The organism is Oryzomicrobium sp. (genome assembly GCF_021287045.1).
Taxonomy (GTDB): Bacteria; Pseudomonadota; Gammaproteobacteria; order Burkholderiales; family Rhodocyclaceae; genus Oryzomicrobium.
The window spans coordinates 180,213-197,135 of record NZ_JAJTBG010000002.1 but is presented as its reverse complement, the minus strand read 5'-3'; the positions used below and the strand labels follow the sequence as shown (position 1 = coordinate 197,135).

Genomic DNA, 16,923 nt, shown 5'->3' with positions numbered 1-16,923 from the left:
CGAACCAGTCCGGCCGTTTCCATTTACGGGGCTGAGACCGTCAGAACTTGTACTGCACGCCGGCGCTGAGCATGCGGGCGTTGGTGTCGGTGGCCTCGTCGTTGCTCTTGGTGATCTTCGGGTACCAGTCGGCGTTCACGCGCAGGCTGACGGCCTGGGTGAGCTTGTACAAGGCGCCGATGCCGAAGGTGGGGTGGGTCTGGTTGTCCTTGCCCTGGTAGGCGTCGTCGGGAGAATCGCTGGTGCGGTTGAGCTTGGTGTGCACGAAGGCGACGCCGGCCTTGCCGGTCAGGGTGAAGGCGTCGTTGAGCGGCAGGTAGCCCTGGGCGGCCAGGACGAAGGCTTCGTTCTTGACGGTCAGCCGGCTGGTTTCGCCGGTGGTGCCGCGCACCAGGTTGTAGCTGGGCTTGCCGAAGTTCACGTAGGACGCTTCGACGCCGACGTAGGTGTTGAAGCGGTAGCCGACGCCCAGGCTGTAGCCGAGCTTGTCGGTGGAATCGCCGGTGATGATGGTGGCGTGCTCGGTGTTCTTGGTGTCCAGGGTGGTGTGCGCCTGGCCCAGGGAGGCGGTGAGGTACAGGCCGGTGTCCTCGGGGGCGGCCAGGGCGGCGGTGGCCATGGTCAGGAGGGCGGCGGCGCAGGCTGTCTTGATCGTATTGTTCATGGTGTCGATGCGTCGGGGTTGGAAAGCAGTGAAGGGGCGACACCGCCGCGCGCAGGGAACGGGCTTTCCCAGCGGCGGGCGTGGTCAGGCGGCGGATTCTCGCCGGCAGGGGCGGTGGCCCTCAACTGCAATAACTTACAACGGGGGCAAGGGGGAAAAGCGGGAGGGGAGGCGTGGGAGAGGCAGGAGGCCGCCTCACGGCGAGACCAGCCCCAGGGCGATGGCCCGGGCCACGGCCTGGCGCCGGTTGGTGACCTGGAGTTTTTCCACGGCGAGGCCGATGTGGTAGACCACGGTCCGTTCGGCGATCTTGAGAATCTGGGCGATTTCCCAGGAGGTCTTGCCCACGGCGGCCCAGTGCAGGCATTCCCGTTCCCGGGTCGTCAGGCTGACCGTGACGTAGGTGCCCTGGCTGTCGGCCAGCTTGCCCCAGGCTTCCTGGACGTAGCAGGCGAGCAACTGGGCAAAGCCCAGGGCGTTGAGGATGTCGCCCCGGCTGCGGGCCGGGGTGCGGTCGTTGGCCAGGCTCAACACGCCGATCTGACGCTGCCCCTGGGTGCTCACCGTCACCCCGCTGCGCAGGCCCGCGTCGGCCGCCTCGGCAAAGATGCGGCGCTGCATCGGATCGTCCAGGGCGTCCACCTCGGGCCACACGATGGGCACAGCCTTGCGCTGGCGGATGGTGTGGGTGATGACCGGATCGTAGGCCAGGTAGTTGTTGGCGTCGTAGCGGGCCTGCCACTTGGCCGGGTAGGCGTTGAGCATGCGGATGGCGGGTTCCGCCGGTTTGGGCGCCAGGTTGAGCACGCCGCAGGCGAAATGGTCGAAGCCCCGGCTTGCCACCAGGGTGCGCAGGCGGGTTTCCAGATCGCCCAGGGTCGGGACGGTCAGCAGCCCCTCCAGCTGCGCGAGCGCCGCAGTGTGATCGTCGTCCATGCTGGCGGGAGGGTCAGATGCAGGAAGCGTCGCCGTAGAGCAGGAAGGGCGCCCGTTCGACCTCCCAGGCCGCCTCGTCCGGCCGCACCAGGGCCTCGAAGTCGGCCGGGGTGGCGGTGGGGGCGTCCACCCATTCCCGCAGCAGCGGGCTGCCGTTGATCAGGTCGATGGCCAGGCGGTCCCGCTCGTATTCGTAGGGGAAATCGCGCCAGATCGGATACTCCGGCTGCAAGCGGCGCAGGGCCTTGAAGGCCAGGGTTTGCAGGCGCCAGGGCTTGAAGACGCCGTGGTCGTAATGGGCCGCGTCTTCGACGTGGATCTGCACGCCGTGGCAGAGCTTCCCGGCGTGCTTGTGGAAGGTGGGTTCGAACCAGCAGTCCCGCAACACGCAGCCCTGCAACCACTCCGGGGCCAGGGCGCGCATCTCGGCGATGATGGCCCGGGCGTCGATGTCCGGGGCGCCGAACAGTTCCAGGGGCCGCGTCGTGCCCCGGCCTTCGGACAGGGTGGTGCCTTCGAGCATGACGGTGCCGGCGTAGGCCCGGGCCATGGAAAGGTTGGGGGCGTTGGGGCTGGGGTTCACCCAACTGCGCTCCCCCAGGGGCCAGCCGTAACCGGGGGCGGCCTCGGGCTGCCAGCCGGCCATGGTGACCACCTGGCAATCCACGTCCAGCTTGAGGGTGGCGATGAACCAGCGGGCCAGCTCGCCCATGGTCAGGCCGTGGCGCATGGGCAGCGGCCCGGCGCCGACGAAGCTCTCCCAACCCTGGCGCAGCAGCAGGCCCTCCACCGGGCGGCCGGCGGGGTTGGGGCGGTCCAGTACCCAGACGCTCTTGCCGTGCTTGGCGGCGGCTTCCAGCACGTAGCGCAGGGTGGTGATGAAGGTGTAGATGCGGCAGCCCAGGTCCTGGAGATCGACCAGCAGCACGTCGAAGCTGTCCATCATGGCGTCCGTGGGCCGGCGCACCTCGCCGTAGAGGCTGAAGACGGGGATGCCGTGCAGGGGGTCCACGTAGTCCGGGGACTCCACCATGTTGTCCTGTTTGTCGCCGCGCAGGCCGTGCTGGGGGCCGAAGGCGGCGGTGATATTGAGATCGGCCAGGGCCGCCAGGGCGTCCAGGGAATGGGTCAGGTCCCGGGTGACGGAGGCTGGGTGGGCGAGGAGGGCGACCCGCTTGCCCGCCAGGGGGCGGCGCAGGGCGGGATCGGCAAGCAGGCGGTCGAGGCCAAACTGGATCATGGGGCTTCCTACAGGTCGGGCAGGGCCAGGACGAAACCGTCCCGGTGATGAAAGTCGGGCTTGCCGGCCGGGTGGGCCAAGGCCCAATAGGACAGGGGGCCGGGGGCACCGTCGGCCCGTTCCAGCACGGTGGTCAGGGCCAGGCGCAGGGGGCCGTCGCCCGTGGGCAGGGCCTCGGCCGGCAGGGTCACGGTGAGCGCCAATTCACCGGGAAAGGCACGCCAGTCGCAGACCGGCGCCGGCAGGATGGCGGCGTCGCGCTGCCGGTAGGCGGTAAAGCCGTAGCCGGCCCACTGGCCCGAGGGCGAGAAGTTGTATTCCCGGTAGGCCAGCCCCTCGCCCCGGGTGAGAAAGACCTCGAAGCAGGTGTGGGCCCACAGTCGGTCCGGCTCCACCGGGGATGCGGCGGTGGGCACCCGCAACGCCGCCAGGTCGCCGGTCAGCCGGTAGTCCAGGCGCAGTCCGCTCGCCGTGGTGGCGGCCACGGTCACGGTAATGCCATCGACCGAAGGTGCGGGAAAGTCGGGATGGGGCGCCAGAACGGCGGTGCGGGGCTCGGCGGGCGTGGAGCAGGGGGGCGTGGCGGGAGTGGCGGGAGTGGCGGTCATGGCTGAGGCGGATTCTAGCCCCGTTCCCCGGCCCGGACCCAGGCTGCCGGTGGTGAAAGCCGCCGGGATCGTCTATGCCTAGAAGAGATTTCCCCTGATCGTTCGAGAAAGGAGCGCGCGATGCGAATCCCGATCCTGATGGCTGCCGCCCTGCTCGGCCTGACCGCCCAGGCGGTACAGGTGACGCAGGCGGCCCCGGCCAAGGCGCCGGAGGTGGCCCTGGTGTGCGGCGGCGTGGGCGCCGAGGAATCGGCCCCCATGCTGGCGGACGCCCACAACCACGCCCTGACCGTCCTCTTCGCCGGGCCGGGCGGCGCCTACCTGTCCGGGGTCCAGACCCAGATCGGCGGCCCCAAGGGCGCCTTCGCCAGCGACCCCGCCTGCGGCCCCATCGGCCAGGTGGACGTCACCCAGGCCGGTCGCTACACGGTCCAGGCCACCTACGCCGGCAAGCGCGAAACCCAGACCGTCAGCCTGACGCCCAAGGGTGGCGGTCGGCTGGTGCTGCGCTGGGCGAACTGAGGGCTGGCGCGGGGCGTCCCACGGCCTGTGCCGCCACCCCGTCCGGCCGGATTAGGCCCGGGGCGGCGCTTCCCCTAAAATCGACGTTTGTGCCGGGCCGGGCGCCCGCCCCGCCCGGCGTCGTCGCATCGTTGCCGCCGCCCCCATGTCCGCCGCCTTCCCCCTCCGTTACGTCGAGCCCGTGTTCCGTCCCCCCAGCGAGGCGGAATCCCTGATCCTGCCCGTCACCGACGGCTGCTCGTGGAACCAGTGCACCTACTGCGAGATGTACACCGCCCCGCAGAAGCGCTTCCGCGCTCGGGACGAGGACGAGGTGATCGACGGCATCCGCCGCCTGGGCGAGCTGTACGGCGACCGGCTGCGCCGCGTCTTCCTCGCCGACGGCGACGCCCTGGTGCTGCCCACCCGGCGCCTGCTCGCCTACCTGGAGGCGATCCGCGCCCACCTGCCCGGGGTGCGCCGGGTTTCCAGCTACTGCCTGCCGCGCAACCTGCGCAAAAAGAGCGTGGACGAGCTGCGCGCCCTGCGCGAGGCTGGCCTGTCCCTGGCCTACGTGGGCGCCGAATCCGGCGACGACACGGTGCTGGCCCGGGTGAACAAGGGCGAGACCTTCGACACCACCCGGGAGGCCCTGGACAAGCTCGGCGCGGCCGGCATCACCCGCTCGGTGATGCTGCTCAACGGCCTGGGTGGCACCGCCTTCTGGCAGCAGCACGCCGACAATTCGGCCCGGCTGATCAACGCCACCCAGCCCGAATTCCTGGCCACCCTGGTGGTGAGCTTTCCCAAGGGCGAGGAGCGCTTCCGCGCCGGCTTTCCGGAATGGCAGCCCCTGGACCTGCCCGGCCTGCTGGCGGAAATGGAGCGCCTGCTAACGGGGCTGGAACTCAAACGTACCGTCTTCCGCAGCGATCATGCGTCCAACTGGCTTGTATTGAAGGGCAACCTGCCGGTGGACAAGGCGCGGCTGCTCGCCCAGGTGCGCAGCGCCCTGGCCACGCCGGAAACGGCGCCGCTGCGCCCCGCCTGGGCCCGGGGGCTGTGACGATGAGCGTCACCACGACCGGCAACGTCGCCGACGCCGACCCGGCCACCCGCGCCGCACCGCTGCGCACCCTGGCCGACCGGGTGCGCCAGGTGGCCCTGTTCGAAGTGTTCGGCCTGGTGCTCATCACCCCGGGCTTTTCCTGGGCCAGCGGTACGCCGCTGCTCGACTCGGTGGGCCTGCTCGCCGTGCTCGCCCTGGTGGCGGCCCTGTGGAACGGCCTCTATTGCACCGCCTTCGACCGGCTCGAATGGCGCCTGGCCCGGCGCCAGGCCGACCGGCGCCCGGCGGTGTGGCGCCTCGTCCATGCCCTGGGCTTCGAAGGCGGCCTGCTCGTCCTCACCCTGCCGATCATCGTCGCCTGGACCGGCCTCGCCTGGTGGCCCGCCCTGGTGGCCGACATCGGCCTGGCCCTTACCTACACGGCCTACGCCTACCTGTTCAACCTGGCCTACGACCGGGTCTTCCCCATTCCCGCGCCCCGGGCCGCCGCTACGGCGACGCCAGGGCTTCTGGCGGACACTAACGCCGCGCCGGCTACTTCCGCTTCGGACGACACTCCATGACCGCCTCCCTCCCCGTGCCCCCCGCCGCCGCGCTGGGCGCCATCGGCACCTTGCACGCCGCTGCCGACCTGTCCCGCCTCAACACCCTGGCCCTGCCGGCCACGGCCGCCCAATTGCTGACGGTGACTGCGCCGGCCCAGTTGCAGGCCCTGCACCGCGCCCTGGCCGCCGATCCCGTCTTGGCCACCCTGCCCCGCTTCGTCCTCGGCGGCGGCAGCAACCTGGTGCTCACCGGCGACTTTCCCGGCCTGGTGCTGAAGATGGCCATCCCCGGCCGCGAACTGGTGGGTGAGGACGCCGACGCCTGGTACGTGGCCGGCGGCGCCGGCGAGAACTGGCACGACTTCGTGTTGTGGACCCTGCAAGCCGGCTACCCGGGTCTGGAAAACCTGGCCCTCATCCCCGGCACCGTGGGCGCCGCCCCCATCCAAAACATCGGCGCCTACGGCCTGGAAGTGGCCGAACGCCTACACCGGGTCGAAGCCATCGATCTGGAAACCGGCGAGGAACGCACCTTCACCCGGGACGACTGCCGCTTCGCCTACCGGGACAGCCTGTTCAAGCAGCAGGGCTGGCACCTCACCGGACGCATCGCCATCACCCGGGTCGTGTTCCGCCTGCCCAAGGCCTGGCAGCCCATCGTCCGCTACGCCGACCTGGCCCGCTGGCTGGAGGAACGGGGCCAATCCACCCCCACCCCGGCCCAGGTGGCCGAGGCGGTCATTTCTATTCGCCGCGCCAAGCTGCCCGACCCAATGGCGGTGCCCAACGCCGGCAGCTTCTTCCACAACCCGGTGGTGGACGCCGCCACCGCCGAGCGCCTGGCCGCCGCCCACCCGGGCCTACCCCGCTACCCCCAGCCCGACGGCCACATCAAGCTCGCCGCCGGCTGGCTGATCGAGCAATCCGGCTGGAAAGGCAAACGCCTCGGCCCCGCCGGCATGTACGAAAAACAGGCCCTGGTGCTGGTGAATCTGGGGGGGGCGAAGGGTGAAGACGTGGCGACGGTGATGCGCGCCGTGCAGGCGGATGTGGCGGCGAAGTTTGGCGTGGAATTGACGCCGGAACCGATTTTTCTCTGATTGGACTCACCGACTTTGGTGGTTGTCGGTGTCGGGCTACATTCGGAAAGCAGGGCGGAGCGTGGAAACTTGCCAGGACCACCAGCCAGGGAATGTGGCTAAGGAAGATGGTGAGGATGACGCGGAGGCGCAGCATCCTGCTTGAGAGCGTGTTGGCCGCACACGTTCAGTACGCTTTTCAACGAAACTGACGTTCCATCTCTAGTTTGTATTGGAGAGCGTCGTAGGCCATCGAATATGCGCCATCAAGCAATATTGAAATCTTGGCCATCACCTCGCGAACGTTCCTGAGATTGATGTACTTGATGCCTGGAAGCGAAGGATTCCCATCCGTGTCGACCGGGTATCTGAATGCCGTGGACAGGGGGTCAACATTTGCGAATTCGTGAATCAGTCGGCCAGTCTCGACAAGCTCGGCCCTCGATTCATTTGGGAACGCCCGCCGAAGTAGCTCCGCTACTTCAGTCCAAAGCACATCAATTTTGTGCCCCTTTTGGAAGTCTTTTCCGATGTCATGCAAGTGTCTCAGCGTTCGCACCATCATCTTGAGTTGGAGTTCAAGGTACTGGCGATATAAGAACAAAACGGGATACACGAAGGTGTCCTGGTTGGTGGAACTCTCCTCAACCTTCATGACTAACGTGTCCGCAGCGTCCTTATAACCAGACGCGTACAGGCTCCATCCTGACGAGGACCAATTCATGCATGCGTTGTTCCACCAGTCCTCTTGGGTCGAGAATAGTTGGTCTTCAGAAGTCGGAGGTCCCGGCAATTTCGGGATGCCGAGTTCCGCAAAGATACTGGGGCGGTCAGCGGATGTCATTTGTGTAGCCAACGTACAGTTAATCGGTGTTGCGGGGTTTTATCACATAGACATTTCAACTAACCATGCCCTATATGCCAGTTACCCAAGAACCTCGTATGGCCGGAAGCCGATATCCAAGCCGCTCTCAGCATGGGCAGGCCGCCTCTACTTCCATCACTTGCTAGCATCCAAGCAACCCGCCAGCCCTTCAGATAAGCCCTCCGCCATTACCCCCTGCCTCCCCCGCTCCAGCAGCAGCAACTCCTCCTCCCGATTCTTCAACATCCCCGCTTCAAACAGCGCCGCCGGCATTGGGCTGTGGGAGATGACGTACAGGGTGTCGTAAAAGCGCACGCCGTTTTCCTCATCGGCCCAGGGGCGGGGCGTGCCGGCGGGGGTGGTGCCGTGGTGGGTGGCGGGGACGAAGCCGCGCTGGCGTAGGGCGCGGCCCATGGCCGAAGCGCAGGCCAGGCTCTTGGCCAGTTGCGGGTTGCGGTGGGAGACGAAGAAGACGAAGCCTCGGTATTCGTCGGAGTAGTCGAGGTGCCGGCCTTCCCAGGTCCAGGGGATGAGCTTGGAGGGCTGCACCGAATCGTGGTGGATCGAGAGCAGGAAGGCGCTGCCGGCGGCGGCATCGACCCGGGCTTGCAGGCTGTTGCCGGCGCCGCTGTTGCCACCACTGGCGCCGCCGCTGTCGTTGGGTACGTCGATCAGGCCGTCGAAATTGACCGGCTGCACGGCGATGCCCCGGCTTTCCAAGGCGGGGCGCAGCACCTGGGCCAGGTTCAGGTTGAAGTCGAATTCGCTGGTGCCCCGGGCGCTGGTGGCGCCGGAGGCGGACAGGGTATGGCCCACGTCCACCGCCACCCGGAGCGGTAGGGCGGATGGGGCGGCCGGGGCGGGAAGCGGGGCCGTGGAGGATGTGGCTGGGGCGGCAGTGACGGCTCGATCCGGCGGTTGCCCGGCGCAGCCCGCCAGGCCCAGCAGCGCGGCGCCCAGGAATGCCAGGGCTACAATAGGCTCCCGAACAAGGCTGCCTTGCGGCCGGCCCGTTGCGTTGGCGGCGGTCCCGCCTGGCGCCGCCTCAAGTCCTGCCTCCACGGTAATGCCCGGCCCCGCCGCCTGCCGTGTCGTCCCCATCCGTTTCACGTCTCCGTCCCGCCACCGACACCCCATGTCCGCCACCGCTTCGCTCCGTTACGTCGTCACCCCCATCGACCCTGCCGGCCACTACTTCGAGGTCAGTTGCACCCTACCCGACCCCAAGGTCCAGGGCCAGCGTTTTAGCCTGCCGGCATGGATTCCCGGTAGCTACATGATTCGGGAATTTGCACGCAACGTGGTCGAAATATCCGCATCGTCGGGCAACGTGCCAGTCACGCTGACCAAGGTCGACAAGCACACCTGGCGCGCCGGCCGGGTGCCCGCCGGCCAGCCCCTCACCGTCACCGCCCGCATTTACGCCTGGGACCTGTCGGTGCGCGCCGCCCACCTGGACGAGACCCACGGCTTCTTCAACGGCACCAGCCTGTTCCTGCTGCCCGAAGGTCATGCCGACCGGCCTTGCCAGGTGGAACTGCGCCGGCCGGCGGGGGAGGCCTACGCCGCGTGGCGAGTGGCGACCACCTTGCCCCGGGCAAAAAAAGCGGCGAACGGTGCCGAACCCTACGGCTTCGGCGGCTATGAGGCGGCCAACTACGATGAACTAGTGGATCACCCGGTGGAAATGGGCACCTTCACCCTGGCCACCTTCACCGCCGGCGGCGCGCCCCACGACATCGCCATTACCGGCCGCCACGCCATGAGCGCGGCGGACCTGGACCGCCTGTGCGCCGACCTCACCCGCGTCTGCCAGTGGCAGATCGACCTGTTCGGCGGTGCCCCCGGCAGCGCCGCTCCGGTGGAGCGCTACCTGTTCCTGGTGATGGCCGTGGGCGACGGCTACGGCGGCCTGGAGCACCGGGCCTCCACTGCCCTGATCGCTAGCCGGGACGATCTGCCCCACGGCCTGCCCGCGACCGGCGCCCTGCCCGAGGGTTACCTGCGCTTTCTCGGCCTGTGCAGCCACGAGTATTTCCACACCTGGAACGTCAAGCGCATCAAGCCCGCCGCCTTCACCCCCTACGACCTGGCGGTGGAGAACTACACCCGCCTGCTGTGGGCCTTCGAGGGCTTCACCAGCTACTACGACGACCTGGCCCTGGTGCGCAGCGGCCTTATCGACCAGGCCGCCTACTTGGCCCTGGCGGCCAAGAACCTGACCCAGGTGCAGAAGGGTCCGGGGCGGCTGCGCCAGAGTGTGGCCGAATCGTCCTTCGACGCCTGGATCAAGTACTACCGCCCCGACGAAAACAGCGCCAACGCCGTGGTCAGCTACTACGCCAAGGGTGCCGCCATCGCCCTGGGGCTGGACCTCAAGCTGCGCCAGACGAGCGGCGGCGCCGCCAGCCTGGACGACGTGATGCGCCTGCTGTGGCGCCGCCACGGCCAGACCGGGGTCGGCGTGGCCGAGGACGGCATCTTCGCCGCCGTGGCCGAGGTGGGCGGCACGGGCGTCGCCCGCTGGCTGCGCGCCCGGGTCGAGGCCGCCGAGGAACTGGACCTGGCGCCCCTGTTCAAGGCCGTGGGCGTTGAACTGACCTGGGACACGCCGGCCAAGGCCCCCATCCTGGGGATCAAGCTGGAGAGCGGCGCTGCGACGGGCGAAGCCAAAATCGCCGCCGTCTACGCCGACGGCCCGGCCCACGCCGCCGGCCTGTCCGCCGGCGACACCCTGGTGGCCTGGAACGGCTTGCGCGTCACCGGCGCCAACCTGGACAAGCACCTGGCCCGCCACCAGGCCGGCGACGCGGTGGTCCTGCACCTGTTCCGCCGCGACGAACTGCTGGAAAAAACCGTCACCCTGGCCGCCCCGGCCGCCGACACCGCCCAGCTCAAACCCGCCCGCCGCGCCGCGCCCTTGGCCCACCTGCGCCGTGCCGACTGGCTGGGCGCTACCCCCCCTACTGCCGAGACCGCCGCATGAGCACGCCCTGCCCTCCGTCCCTGATCGCCTTCGCCGACCCCCTGCCCGCCCCCACCACCGACCGGCCCGCGCCGGAGCGGGTGGTGGGCCCGGCCCCGGCACCCCTGCGCACCACCCGGGAGGCCTACAGCGCCGAGGACGGCGCCATCTCCATGGGCGAATGGTGCTGCGAGCCCGGGGCGTGGAAGATCGCCTTCCACGCCGGGCGGCACGAGTTCTTTCACGTGCTGGAAGGGCGGCTGCGCCTGCTCGACGAGGCCGGCCATGCCAAGGAATTCGGCCCCGGCGACGCCTGCATCATCCCCGCCGGCTTCCGCGGCGAGTTCCACGTGCTGGAGCCGGTGCGCAAGCGCTACGTGATGATCGACCGGCCGGCGGACTGACGCCGCTGCCGGACGCCGCTTAACCCGCGCTCCGGGCCATCGGCCGGAAAGCAAGGCGGGGCGCGGACTTTCACGATGGCATGGTGGAGCGCCGCGCCCCGCCTAGCTCTCCGCGATGCCTGCCTGGAAACGCCCTACTGGCGCGGGGTTTGGCGTGGCGGAATTTACGCTCCCAGCCCCAGGCCGCCCGGCGCGGCCGGGGGCAGCCTGCGCCCCGCGCCCATCCCGCGCTACGGCGCCATCGCACCACAGCTGCCGTGCATGAGCCGCACACTGGCCCCGCCTCGGCGGCTGCGTATTTGCTGGCGTGCATTTGCTGGCGCATTGCCCACGCATTGACAGCGTTTTCCCCCGGGGAGTAAGGTTCGTCCCTCAGCGCCGATTTGATTTCAGCTTGCGGGCGCTCAATAAATACGGCTAAAGCGGGACGCGAAGAAACCCAGTCCTGGCTTGGCCGACTGGGTTTTTTGCTTTACAGGACACCATGAGCACCACGACACCCCCAACCCCTGCCGCCCCGGCCGCCACGGCGCCGGGCTCGGTGGGCGTGGTCGCGCCGCAAAAGGCGGTGTTCGACGCGCCGATCACCCTCTCGTCCGGGGTCACCCTGCCCGGCTTCGAACTGGTCTATGAGACCTACGGCACCCTCAACGCCACGGCCTCCAACGCCGTGCTGGTCTGCCACGCTCTGTCCGGCAGCCACCACGTCGCCGGCGTCTATGCCGACGACCCGAAGAGCCTGGGCTGGTGGGACAACCTGGTGGGCCCGGGCAAGCCCCTCGACACCGACAAGTTCTTCGTCGTCGGGGTGAACAACCTGGGGGGCTGCTACGGCTCCACCGGCCCGATGAGCATCAACCCGGCCACCGGCAAGCCCTACGGCGCCGATTTCCCGGTGGTGACGGTGGAGGACTGGGTCGAGGCCCAGGCGCTCCTGGCCGACCGGCTGGGTGTCCGCACCTGGGCGGTCATCGTCGGCGGCAGCCTCGGCGGCATGCAGGCCCTGCACTGGACCGTGGCCCACCCGGAGCGGGTGCGCCACGCCCTGGTGATCGCCTCGGCGCCCCAGCTTTCGGCCCAGAACATCGCCTTCAACGAGGTGGCCCGCCAGGCCATCCTCACCGATCCGGATTTCCACGGCGGCCACTACTACGAGCACGGCGTGGTGCCGGTGCGCGGCCTGCGCCTGGCGCGCATGGTGGGGCACATCACCTACCTGTCCGACGATCAGATGGGCGAGAAATTCGGCCGGGAGATGAAGAACGGCGGCGAACTGGGCTACAACTACGACGCCGAATTCCAGATCGAATCCTACCTGCGCTACCAGGGCGACAAGTTCACCCGCTACTTCGACGCCAACACCTACCTGATCACCACCAAGGCCCTCGACTACTTCGACCCGGCGCGCAACTGCGGCGGCGACCTGCGCGCCGCCCTGGCCCCGGCCAAGGCCGGCTTTCTGGTGGTGTCGTTCACCACCGACTGGCGCTTCTCGCCGGAGCGCAGCCGGGAGATCGTCTACGCCCTGGTGCACAACGACCGGGACGTGACCTACGCCGAGGTGGAGTGCAACTTCGGCCACGATTCCTTCCTCCTCGACGACCCCCAGTACCACGACGTGGTGCGGGCCTACCTCGACAACATCGCGGTGTGAGGCGGCCATGACGACGACCCAGAACCAATCCCCCCATTCCCGCCCCGCCGATACCGCCGCGGCAGACCCCTACGCCCTGGCCGGCGGTTTCCGCTTCGACTTCGACGTGATCACCGCCTGGGTGGCCGAAGGCGCCCGGGTGCTCGACCTGGGCTGCGGCGACGGCAGCCTGCTCAAGCACCTGGGCGCGGCACGCCGGGTGCGCGGCTACGGCGTGGAGATCGCCCCGGCCCAGGTGACCGCCTGCGTCCGCAACGGCATCAACGTCATCCAGACCGACCTGGAGCGCGGCCTGGCCGGCTTCGAGGACGACTTCTTCGACCACGTCATCATGTCCCTGTCGTTGCAGACGGTGCACCACACCGAGCAGATGCTGCGCGAGATACTGCGCGTCGGCCGGGAGGCGGTGGTGTCGATCCCCAACTTCGGCTACCACCAGAACCGGGCGGCCATCGCCGCCGGGCGCATGCCGGTGTCCGACTACCTGCCCTACCAGTGGTACGACTCGCCCAACGTGCGCTTCTTCACCATCGCCGACTTCGAGGCCCTGTGCGACAAGCTGGGCATCGCCGTGCGCGAGCGGCGCGCCTTCGCCGCCGGCCAGCCGGTGGCCGACGATCCCAACCTTAACGCCGACGTGGCCCTGTACCGCCTGGGCCGCCTCAACTGGGCGGTGTGACGCGGTAGGCGCCGCTGCCGTCGTTGGCGGCGGACGTGAAAAAGCCGGCCTTTCCGGGCCGGCTTTTTCGTTGGTGCGGTTTCGCCGTTGCTACCGAGGCTGCCGGCGCACGGCTCAGGCCACCTTGAGGGAGCGCTTGGTTTCGCGCATCGAGCCGGTGTCCCGGGCACGGGTGTGCCAGGACAGGGCTTCTTCGAGGATGTGCGGGGTGTGGCCGCCGCGCAGGCAGGCCCGCTCGAAGTAGTCGGACAGGGGCTCGCGGAAGTCCGGATGCACGCAGTTGGCGATGATGGTGCGGGCCCGTTCCCGGGGCGCCAGGCCGCGCAGGTCGGCCAGGCCCTGTTCGGTGACCAGGATGTCCACGTCGTGCTCGGTGTGGTCCACGTGGCTGACCATGGGCACCAGGCTGGACAGCTCGCCGTTCTTGGCCACCGACTTGGTGGCGAAGATCGACAGGTAGCCGTTGCGGGCGAAGTCGCCGGAGCCGCCGATGCCGTTCATCATGTGGGTGCCATAGACGTGGGTGGAGTTCACGTTGCCGTAGATGTCGGCTTCCAGGGCGGTGTTGAGGCAGATCAGGCCGAGGCGGCGCACCACCTCGGGGTGGTTGCTGACTTCCTGGGGACGCAGCACCAGCTTGTCGCGGTAGCGCTCCAGGTTGGCGAACACTTCCTTGCCCCGTTCGGCGGATAGGGTGATCGACGAGCCCGAGGCGAAGTCCAGTTTGCCGGCGTCGAACAGGTCGAAGGTGGAATCCTGGAGCACCTCCGAATACATGGTCAGGCCGTGGAAGGGGCTGTCGGCAAAGCCGGCCAGCACGGCGTTGGCGATGGTGCCGATGCCGGCCTGGAGCGGTTGCAGCGACGGCGTCAGGCGGCCGTGGCTGACCTCGTGGGCGAAGAAGTCGATCAGGTGGGCGGCGATGGCGGCGGTCTCTTCGTCCGCCGGCTGGATGTTGGCCGGGCTGTCGGCCTTGTCGCTGATGACGATGGCGACGATCTTCTCCGGCGGGATGGCGATGGCCGGGGTGCCGATACGGTCCGACACCGAGGTCAGGGGCAGCGGGTCCCGGTTGGGGCGGCGGCCGGGAATCCAGATGTCGTGCAGGCCTTCCAGGGCCAGGGGCTGGCTGACGTTGATCTCGACGATCACCTTCTCGGCCAGGATGGCGAAGCTGGCGGAGTTGCCCACCGAGGTGGTGGGCACGATGGCGCCGTCCTCGGTGATGGCGGCGGCTTCGACGATGGCCAGGTCGATCGGGCCGATCTGGCCGGTGCGCAGCAGCTCGACGGTTTCCGAGAGGTGCTGGTCCACGAACATCACCTCGCCCCTGTTGATCGCGCCGCGCAGGGTGGCGTCGGACTGGAAGGGGATGCGCCGGGCCAGGGCGCCGGCTTCGGTGAGGATCTTGTCCAGGTCGTTACCCAGGGAGGCGCCGGTGATCAGGTCGATCTTCAGCGGCGTGTGGCGGGCCCGCTCGGCGATGGCCACCGGCACCACCTTGGCGTCGCCGGAGCGAGTGAAGCCGCTCATGCCCACGGTCATGCCGTCCTTGACCCAGGCGGCGGCGGCCTCCGGGGTGGTGATCCGCTCGCGCAGGCGCGGCAGGCGGATGCGGGCATTCAGGACGTCCTCGGCAAGGGTCGGGGGCAGGGCTTGGGGCATTACGGTTTCCTCCATCGTGGCCCGGGGGGTCAGGGGTTCAAACTAAACGTAATCCATAATTACAACATAAGCTAAGTGTCTAAGAAAACAGGTCTTATATATTACTTAATAGTAAATCGCTTGGCCTGGGCGGCGTTTGGCCGCGCCCGGCGCAAACCCTTGCCAGGCAAGGGTTTCGGTGTGGCGCGGTGCAGCCGGCGCGACGATGCGCCCTTCCCCTGCCCGGCCCGATGTGCGACCCTTCCGGGCGGTCCGGCGCCGTTATGCGGCTGCGGCCGCCGCGCGGTGCGGCCTTCATGTGGCTCCGGCTGTGGCCCCGGCGCGCGCCCGGCATTGGCTGTCGGCGCGGCGTGAATTTCCGCCGCCCACGGCCTGCTGTCCGCCCTTGTTTCTGGCCTGCCCGGTTCCGCTCGCTCCCGATAACTTCAATAACCCGCTCCCCGTGATCCGCCCTGCCCTGCCGCCCCGCGCCCGCTGCCCCGATGCGTCCTCCCCCGTGGGGGCGCGCTGATGGTCGGCCGTCACCACATCGGCCGCGCCTGGCGGCTCCTCGCCATCCTCATCCTCGGCTTCGCTTCCGGGTTGCCCCTGGCCCTCACCGGCCAGGCCATGCAGGCCTGGCTGACGGTGGATGGGGTCGATCTGGCCACCATCGGCTTCTTCGGCCTGGTGGGCATTCCCTACACCTTCAAGTTTCTCTGGGCGCCTCTGATGGACCGCTTCGAGCTGCCCTGGCTGGGGCGGCGGCGCGGCTGGCTGGCCCTGACCCAGTTCGCCCTGGGCGGGCTGCTGTGGTGGATGGCGACCCTGTCGCCGAGCGCCACGCCCCAGCTGTTCGCCCTGGCGGCGGTGCTGGTGGCCTTTCTCTCGGCGTCCCAGGACGTGGTGGTGGACGCCTACCGCACCGACCTGCTGCCGGAAGAGGAGCGGGGCCTGGGGGCCTCGGTGCACGTCTTCGCCTACCGGCTGGCGATGATCCTGTCCGGCGGCATCGCCCTCATCTGGGCCGGCCAGTGGCAATCCTGGCCCCGGGTGTACGGGGTGATGGGCACCATCCTGATGGTCTGCGGCGCCTTGTCCCTGACCCTGTTGCCTCGGGTGGCGGGCGTCTCCAAGCCCCTGGATTCGGACCCGCGCCGCGAGCTGCTGGGCTTTGCCGCCATGATCGCCGGGGTGGTGGCGGGCTACGCCGTGGCGCGCCAGGCCCTGGTGCTGGCGGGCCTGGACCCGAACGACGCCAACAAGTGGATCCAGCTGCTGTTCGTCCTGGCCGAGATCGCCTGCGCCCTGCCGCTGGCCTACTGGCTGGCCCGGCGTACCGGCTTCGAGACCCTCAACCGCTCCCTGAACAGCTACTTCGCCCAGAACGGGGCGGCGGCCTTTCTGGTGCTGATCATCCTCTACAAGCTCGGCGACGCCTTCGCCGGCAGCCTGACCACGCCCTTCCTGATCAAGGGCATGGGCTTCTTGCAGGAAGAGGTGGGCATCGCCAACAAGGTGATCGGCATCTGGCTGACCATCCTGGGCGCCTTCGTCGGCGGCCTGATCATGACCCGCCTTAGCCTGTACCGGGCCTTGCTGGTGTTCGGCCTGCTGCAACTGGCGTCCAACTTCGGCTTCTACGCCCTGGCCCTGCTCGGCAAGGGTGCCTGGGGATCGGTGCAGGTGCCGGCCTTCGACTGGGGCATCGTCGCCCTGCACACCCCGGCCGCCCTGGACTGGCTGCTGCTCACCGTGATCGCCGGCGAGAACATCACCGGCGGCATGGGCACGGTGGCCTTCGTCGCCCTGCTGATGGCCCTGTGCAACCAACGCTTCTCGGCCACCCACTACGCCTTGCTGTCGGCCTTCGCCGCCGTCGGGCGCATCTACGTGAGCCCCCTGTCCGGCGTGCTGTCCGAATCCATCGGCTGGCCCGCCTTCTTCCTCTTCTCCATCGTCATCGCCGCGCCGGGGGTGGTCATGGTCTGGTGGATGCGCCAGGCCCTTACCGCCCTGGTCCGTCCGGTGCTGCCCGCCGGCGCCGACGACTGAGCCGATTCACGAACC

At 68.8% G+C, this 16,923-nt stretch carries 16 protein-coding genes; 9 read left to right on the top strand and 7 right to left on the bottom strand.

Annotation, left to right across the window (positions count from 1 at the left end; genetic code table 11):
• Positions 1-40 precede the first annotated feature (40 nt).
• The 4 genes from LWW89_RS02835 to LWW89_RS02820 all read right to left on the bottom strand — a co-directional run bounded on the left by LWW89_RS02835 (position 41) and on the right by LWW89_RS02820 (position 3,448).
• Positions 41-664, bottom strand: coding sequence for an outer membrane beta-barrel protein (locus tag LWW89_RS02835; protein WP_293260745.1), 624 nt, complete (start codon positions 662-664; stop codon positions 41-43).
• Between the two features lie 195 nt (positions 665-859).
• Positions 860-1,600 (bottom strand): LuxR family transcriptional regulator, encoded by a 741-nt coding sequence (locus tag LWW89_RS02830; RefSeq protein ID WP_293260742.1) that lies wholly within the window; start codon positions 1,598-1,600, stop codon positions 860-862.
• A 13-nt stretch (positions 1,601-1,613) separates the two neighbouring features.
• Positions 1,614-2,840, bottom strand: a complete 1,227-nt coding sequence (locus tag LWW89_RS02825) for a DUF1343 domain-containing protein (RefSeq protein WP_293260739.1) — start codon at positions 2,838-2,840, stop codon at positions 1,614-1,616.
• Between the two features lie 8 nt (positions 2,841-2,848).
• Positions 2,849-3,448 carry a DOMON-like domain-containing protein gene (locus tag LWW89_RS02820; RefSeq protein WP_293260736.1) on the bottom strand — a complete coding sequence of 200 codons (600 nt, stop codon included), beginning with the start codon at positions 3,446-3,448 and terminating at the stop codon, positions 2,849-2,851.
• A gap of 120 nt (positions 3,449-3,568) precedes the next feature.
• Between LWW89_RS02820 and LWW89_RS02815 the strand changes: the two genes are divergently transcribed.
• From LWW89_RS02815 to murB, 4 genes are all read left to right on the top strand, one after another.
• Complete coding sequence (locus LWW89_RS02815) at positions 3,569-3,970, top strand: hypothetical protein (protein ID WP_293260733.1); 402 nt, start codon at positions 3,569-3,571, stop codon at positions 3,968-3,970.
• Positions 3,971-4,115: 145 nt separating this feature from the next.
• Positions 4,116-5,015: a radical SAM protein gene (locus tag LWW89_RS02810; protein ID WP_293260730.1), complete on the top strand. Its 900-nt coding sequence runs from the start codon at positions 4,116-4,118 to the stop codon at positions 5,013-5,015.
• A 2-nt stretch (positions 5,016-5,017) separates the two neighbouring features.
• On the top strand, positions 5,018-5,581 hold the full coding sequence (locus LWW89_RS02805) for a PACE efflux transporter (RefSeq protein ID WP_293260727.1): 564 nt from the start codon (positions 5,018-5,020) through the stop codon (positions 5,579-5,581).
• Entirely contained in the window at positions 5,578-6,663 is a 1,086-nt protein-coding gene (gene murB / locus LWW89_RS02800; protein ID WP_293260724.1) for a UDP-N-acetylmuramate dehydrogenase, read from the top strand. Before LWW89_RS02805 ends, murB begins: the two co-directional genes overlap by 4 nt.
• A gap of 178 nt (positions 6,664-6,841) precedes the next feature.
• On the opposite strand, the gene LWW89_RS02795 is transcribed toward murB, so the two are convergent.
• Together LWW89_RS02795 and LWW89_RS02790 are read right to left on the bottom strand one after the other, a co-directional pair.
• Positions 6,842-7,486 (bottom strand): hypothetical protein, encoded by a 645-nt coding sequence (locus LWW89_RS02795; protein ID WP_293260721.1) that lies wholly within the window; start codon positions 7,484-7,486, stop codon positions 6,842-6,844.
• A gap of 156 nt (positions 7,487-7,642) precedes the next feature.
• Positions 7,643-8,323 (bottom strand): N-acetylmuramoyl-L-alanine amidase, encoded by a 681-nt coding sequence (locus LWW89_RS02790; RefSeq protein ID WP_293260718.1) that lies wholly within the window; start codon positions 8,321-8,323, stop codon positions 7,643-7,645.
• Positions 8,324-8,642: 319 nt separating this feature from the next.
• On the opposite strand from LWW89_RS02790, the gene LWW89_RS02785 reads away from it, so the two are divergent.
• From LWW89_RS02785 to metW, 4 genes are all read left to right on the top strand, one after another.
• On the top strand, positions 8,643-10,493 hold the full coding sequence (locus LWW89_RS02785) for a PDZ domain-containing protein (protein WP_293260715.1): 1,851 nt from the start codon (positions 8,643-8,645) through the stop codon (positions 10,491-10,493).
• Positions 10,490-10,876, top strand: coding sequence for a cupin domain-containing protein (locus tag LWW89_RS02780; protein ID WP_293260712.1), 387 nt, complete (start codon positions 10,490-10,492; stop codon positions 10,874-10,876). The genes LWW89_RS02785 and LWW89_RS02780 overlap by 4 nt, the downstream gene beginning before the upstream one ends.
• Positions 10,877-11,360: 484 nt before the next feature.
• Positions 11,361-12,530, top strand: coding sequence for a homoserine O-acetyltransferase (locus tag LWW89_RS02775; protein WP_293260709.1), 1,170 nt, complete (start codon positions 11,361-11,363; stop codon positions 12,528-12,530).
• Between the two features lie 7 nt (positions 12,531-12,537).
• Positions 12,538-13,209 carry a methionine biosynthesis protein MetW gene (gene metW, locus LWW89_RS02770; RefSeq protein ID WP_293260706.1) on the top strand — a complete coding sequence of 224 codons (672 nt, stop codon included), beginning with the start codon at positions 12,538-12,540 and terminating at the stop codon, positions 13,207-13,209.
• 114 nt (positions 13,210-13,323) lie between these two features.
• Here the strand turns inward: metW and LWW89_RS02765 are convergent, their stop codons facing one another.
• On the bottom strand, positions 13,324-14,874 hold the full coding sequence (locus LWW89_RS02765; RefSeq protein ID WP_293260703.1) for an acetyl-CoA hydrolase/transferase family protein: 1,551 nt from the start codon (positions 14,872-14,874) through the stop codon (positions 13,324-13,326).
• Between the two features lie 510 nt (positions 14,875-15,384).
• Here LWW89_RS02765 and LWW89_RS02760 point away from each other — a divergent pair.
• Positions 15,385-16,908 (top strand): MFS transporter, encoded by a 1,524-nt coding sequence (locus LWW89_RS02760; RefSeq protein ID WP_293260700.1) that lies wholly within the window; start codon positions 15,385-15,387, stop codon positions 16,906-16,908.
• Positions 16,909-16,923 lie beyond the last annotated feature (15 nt).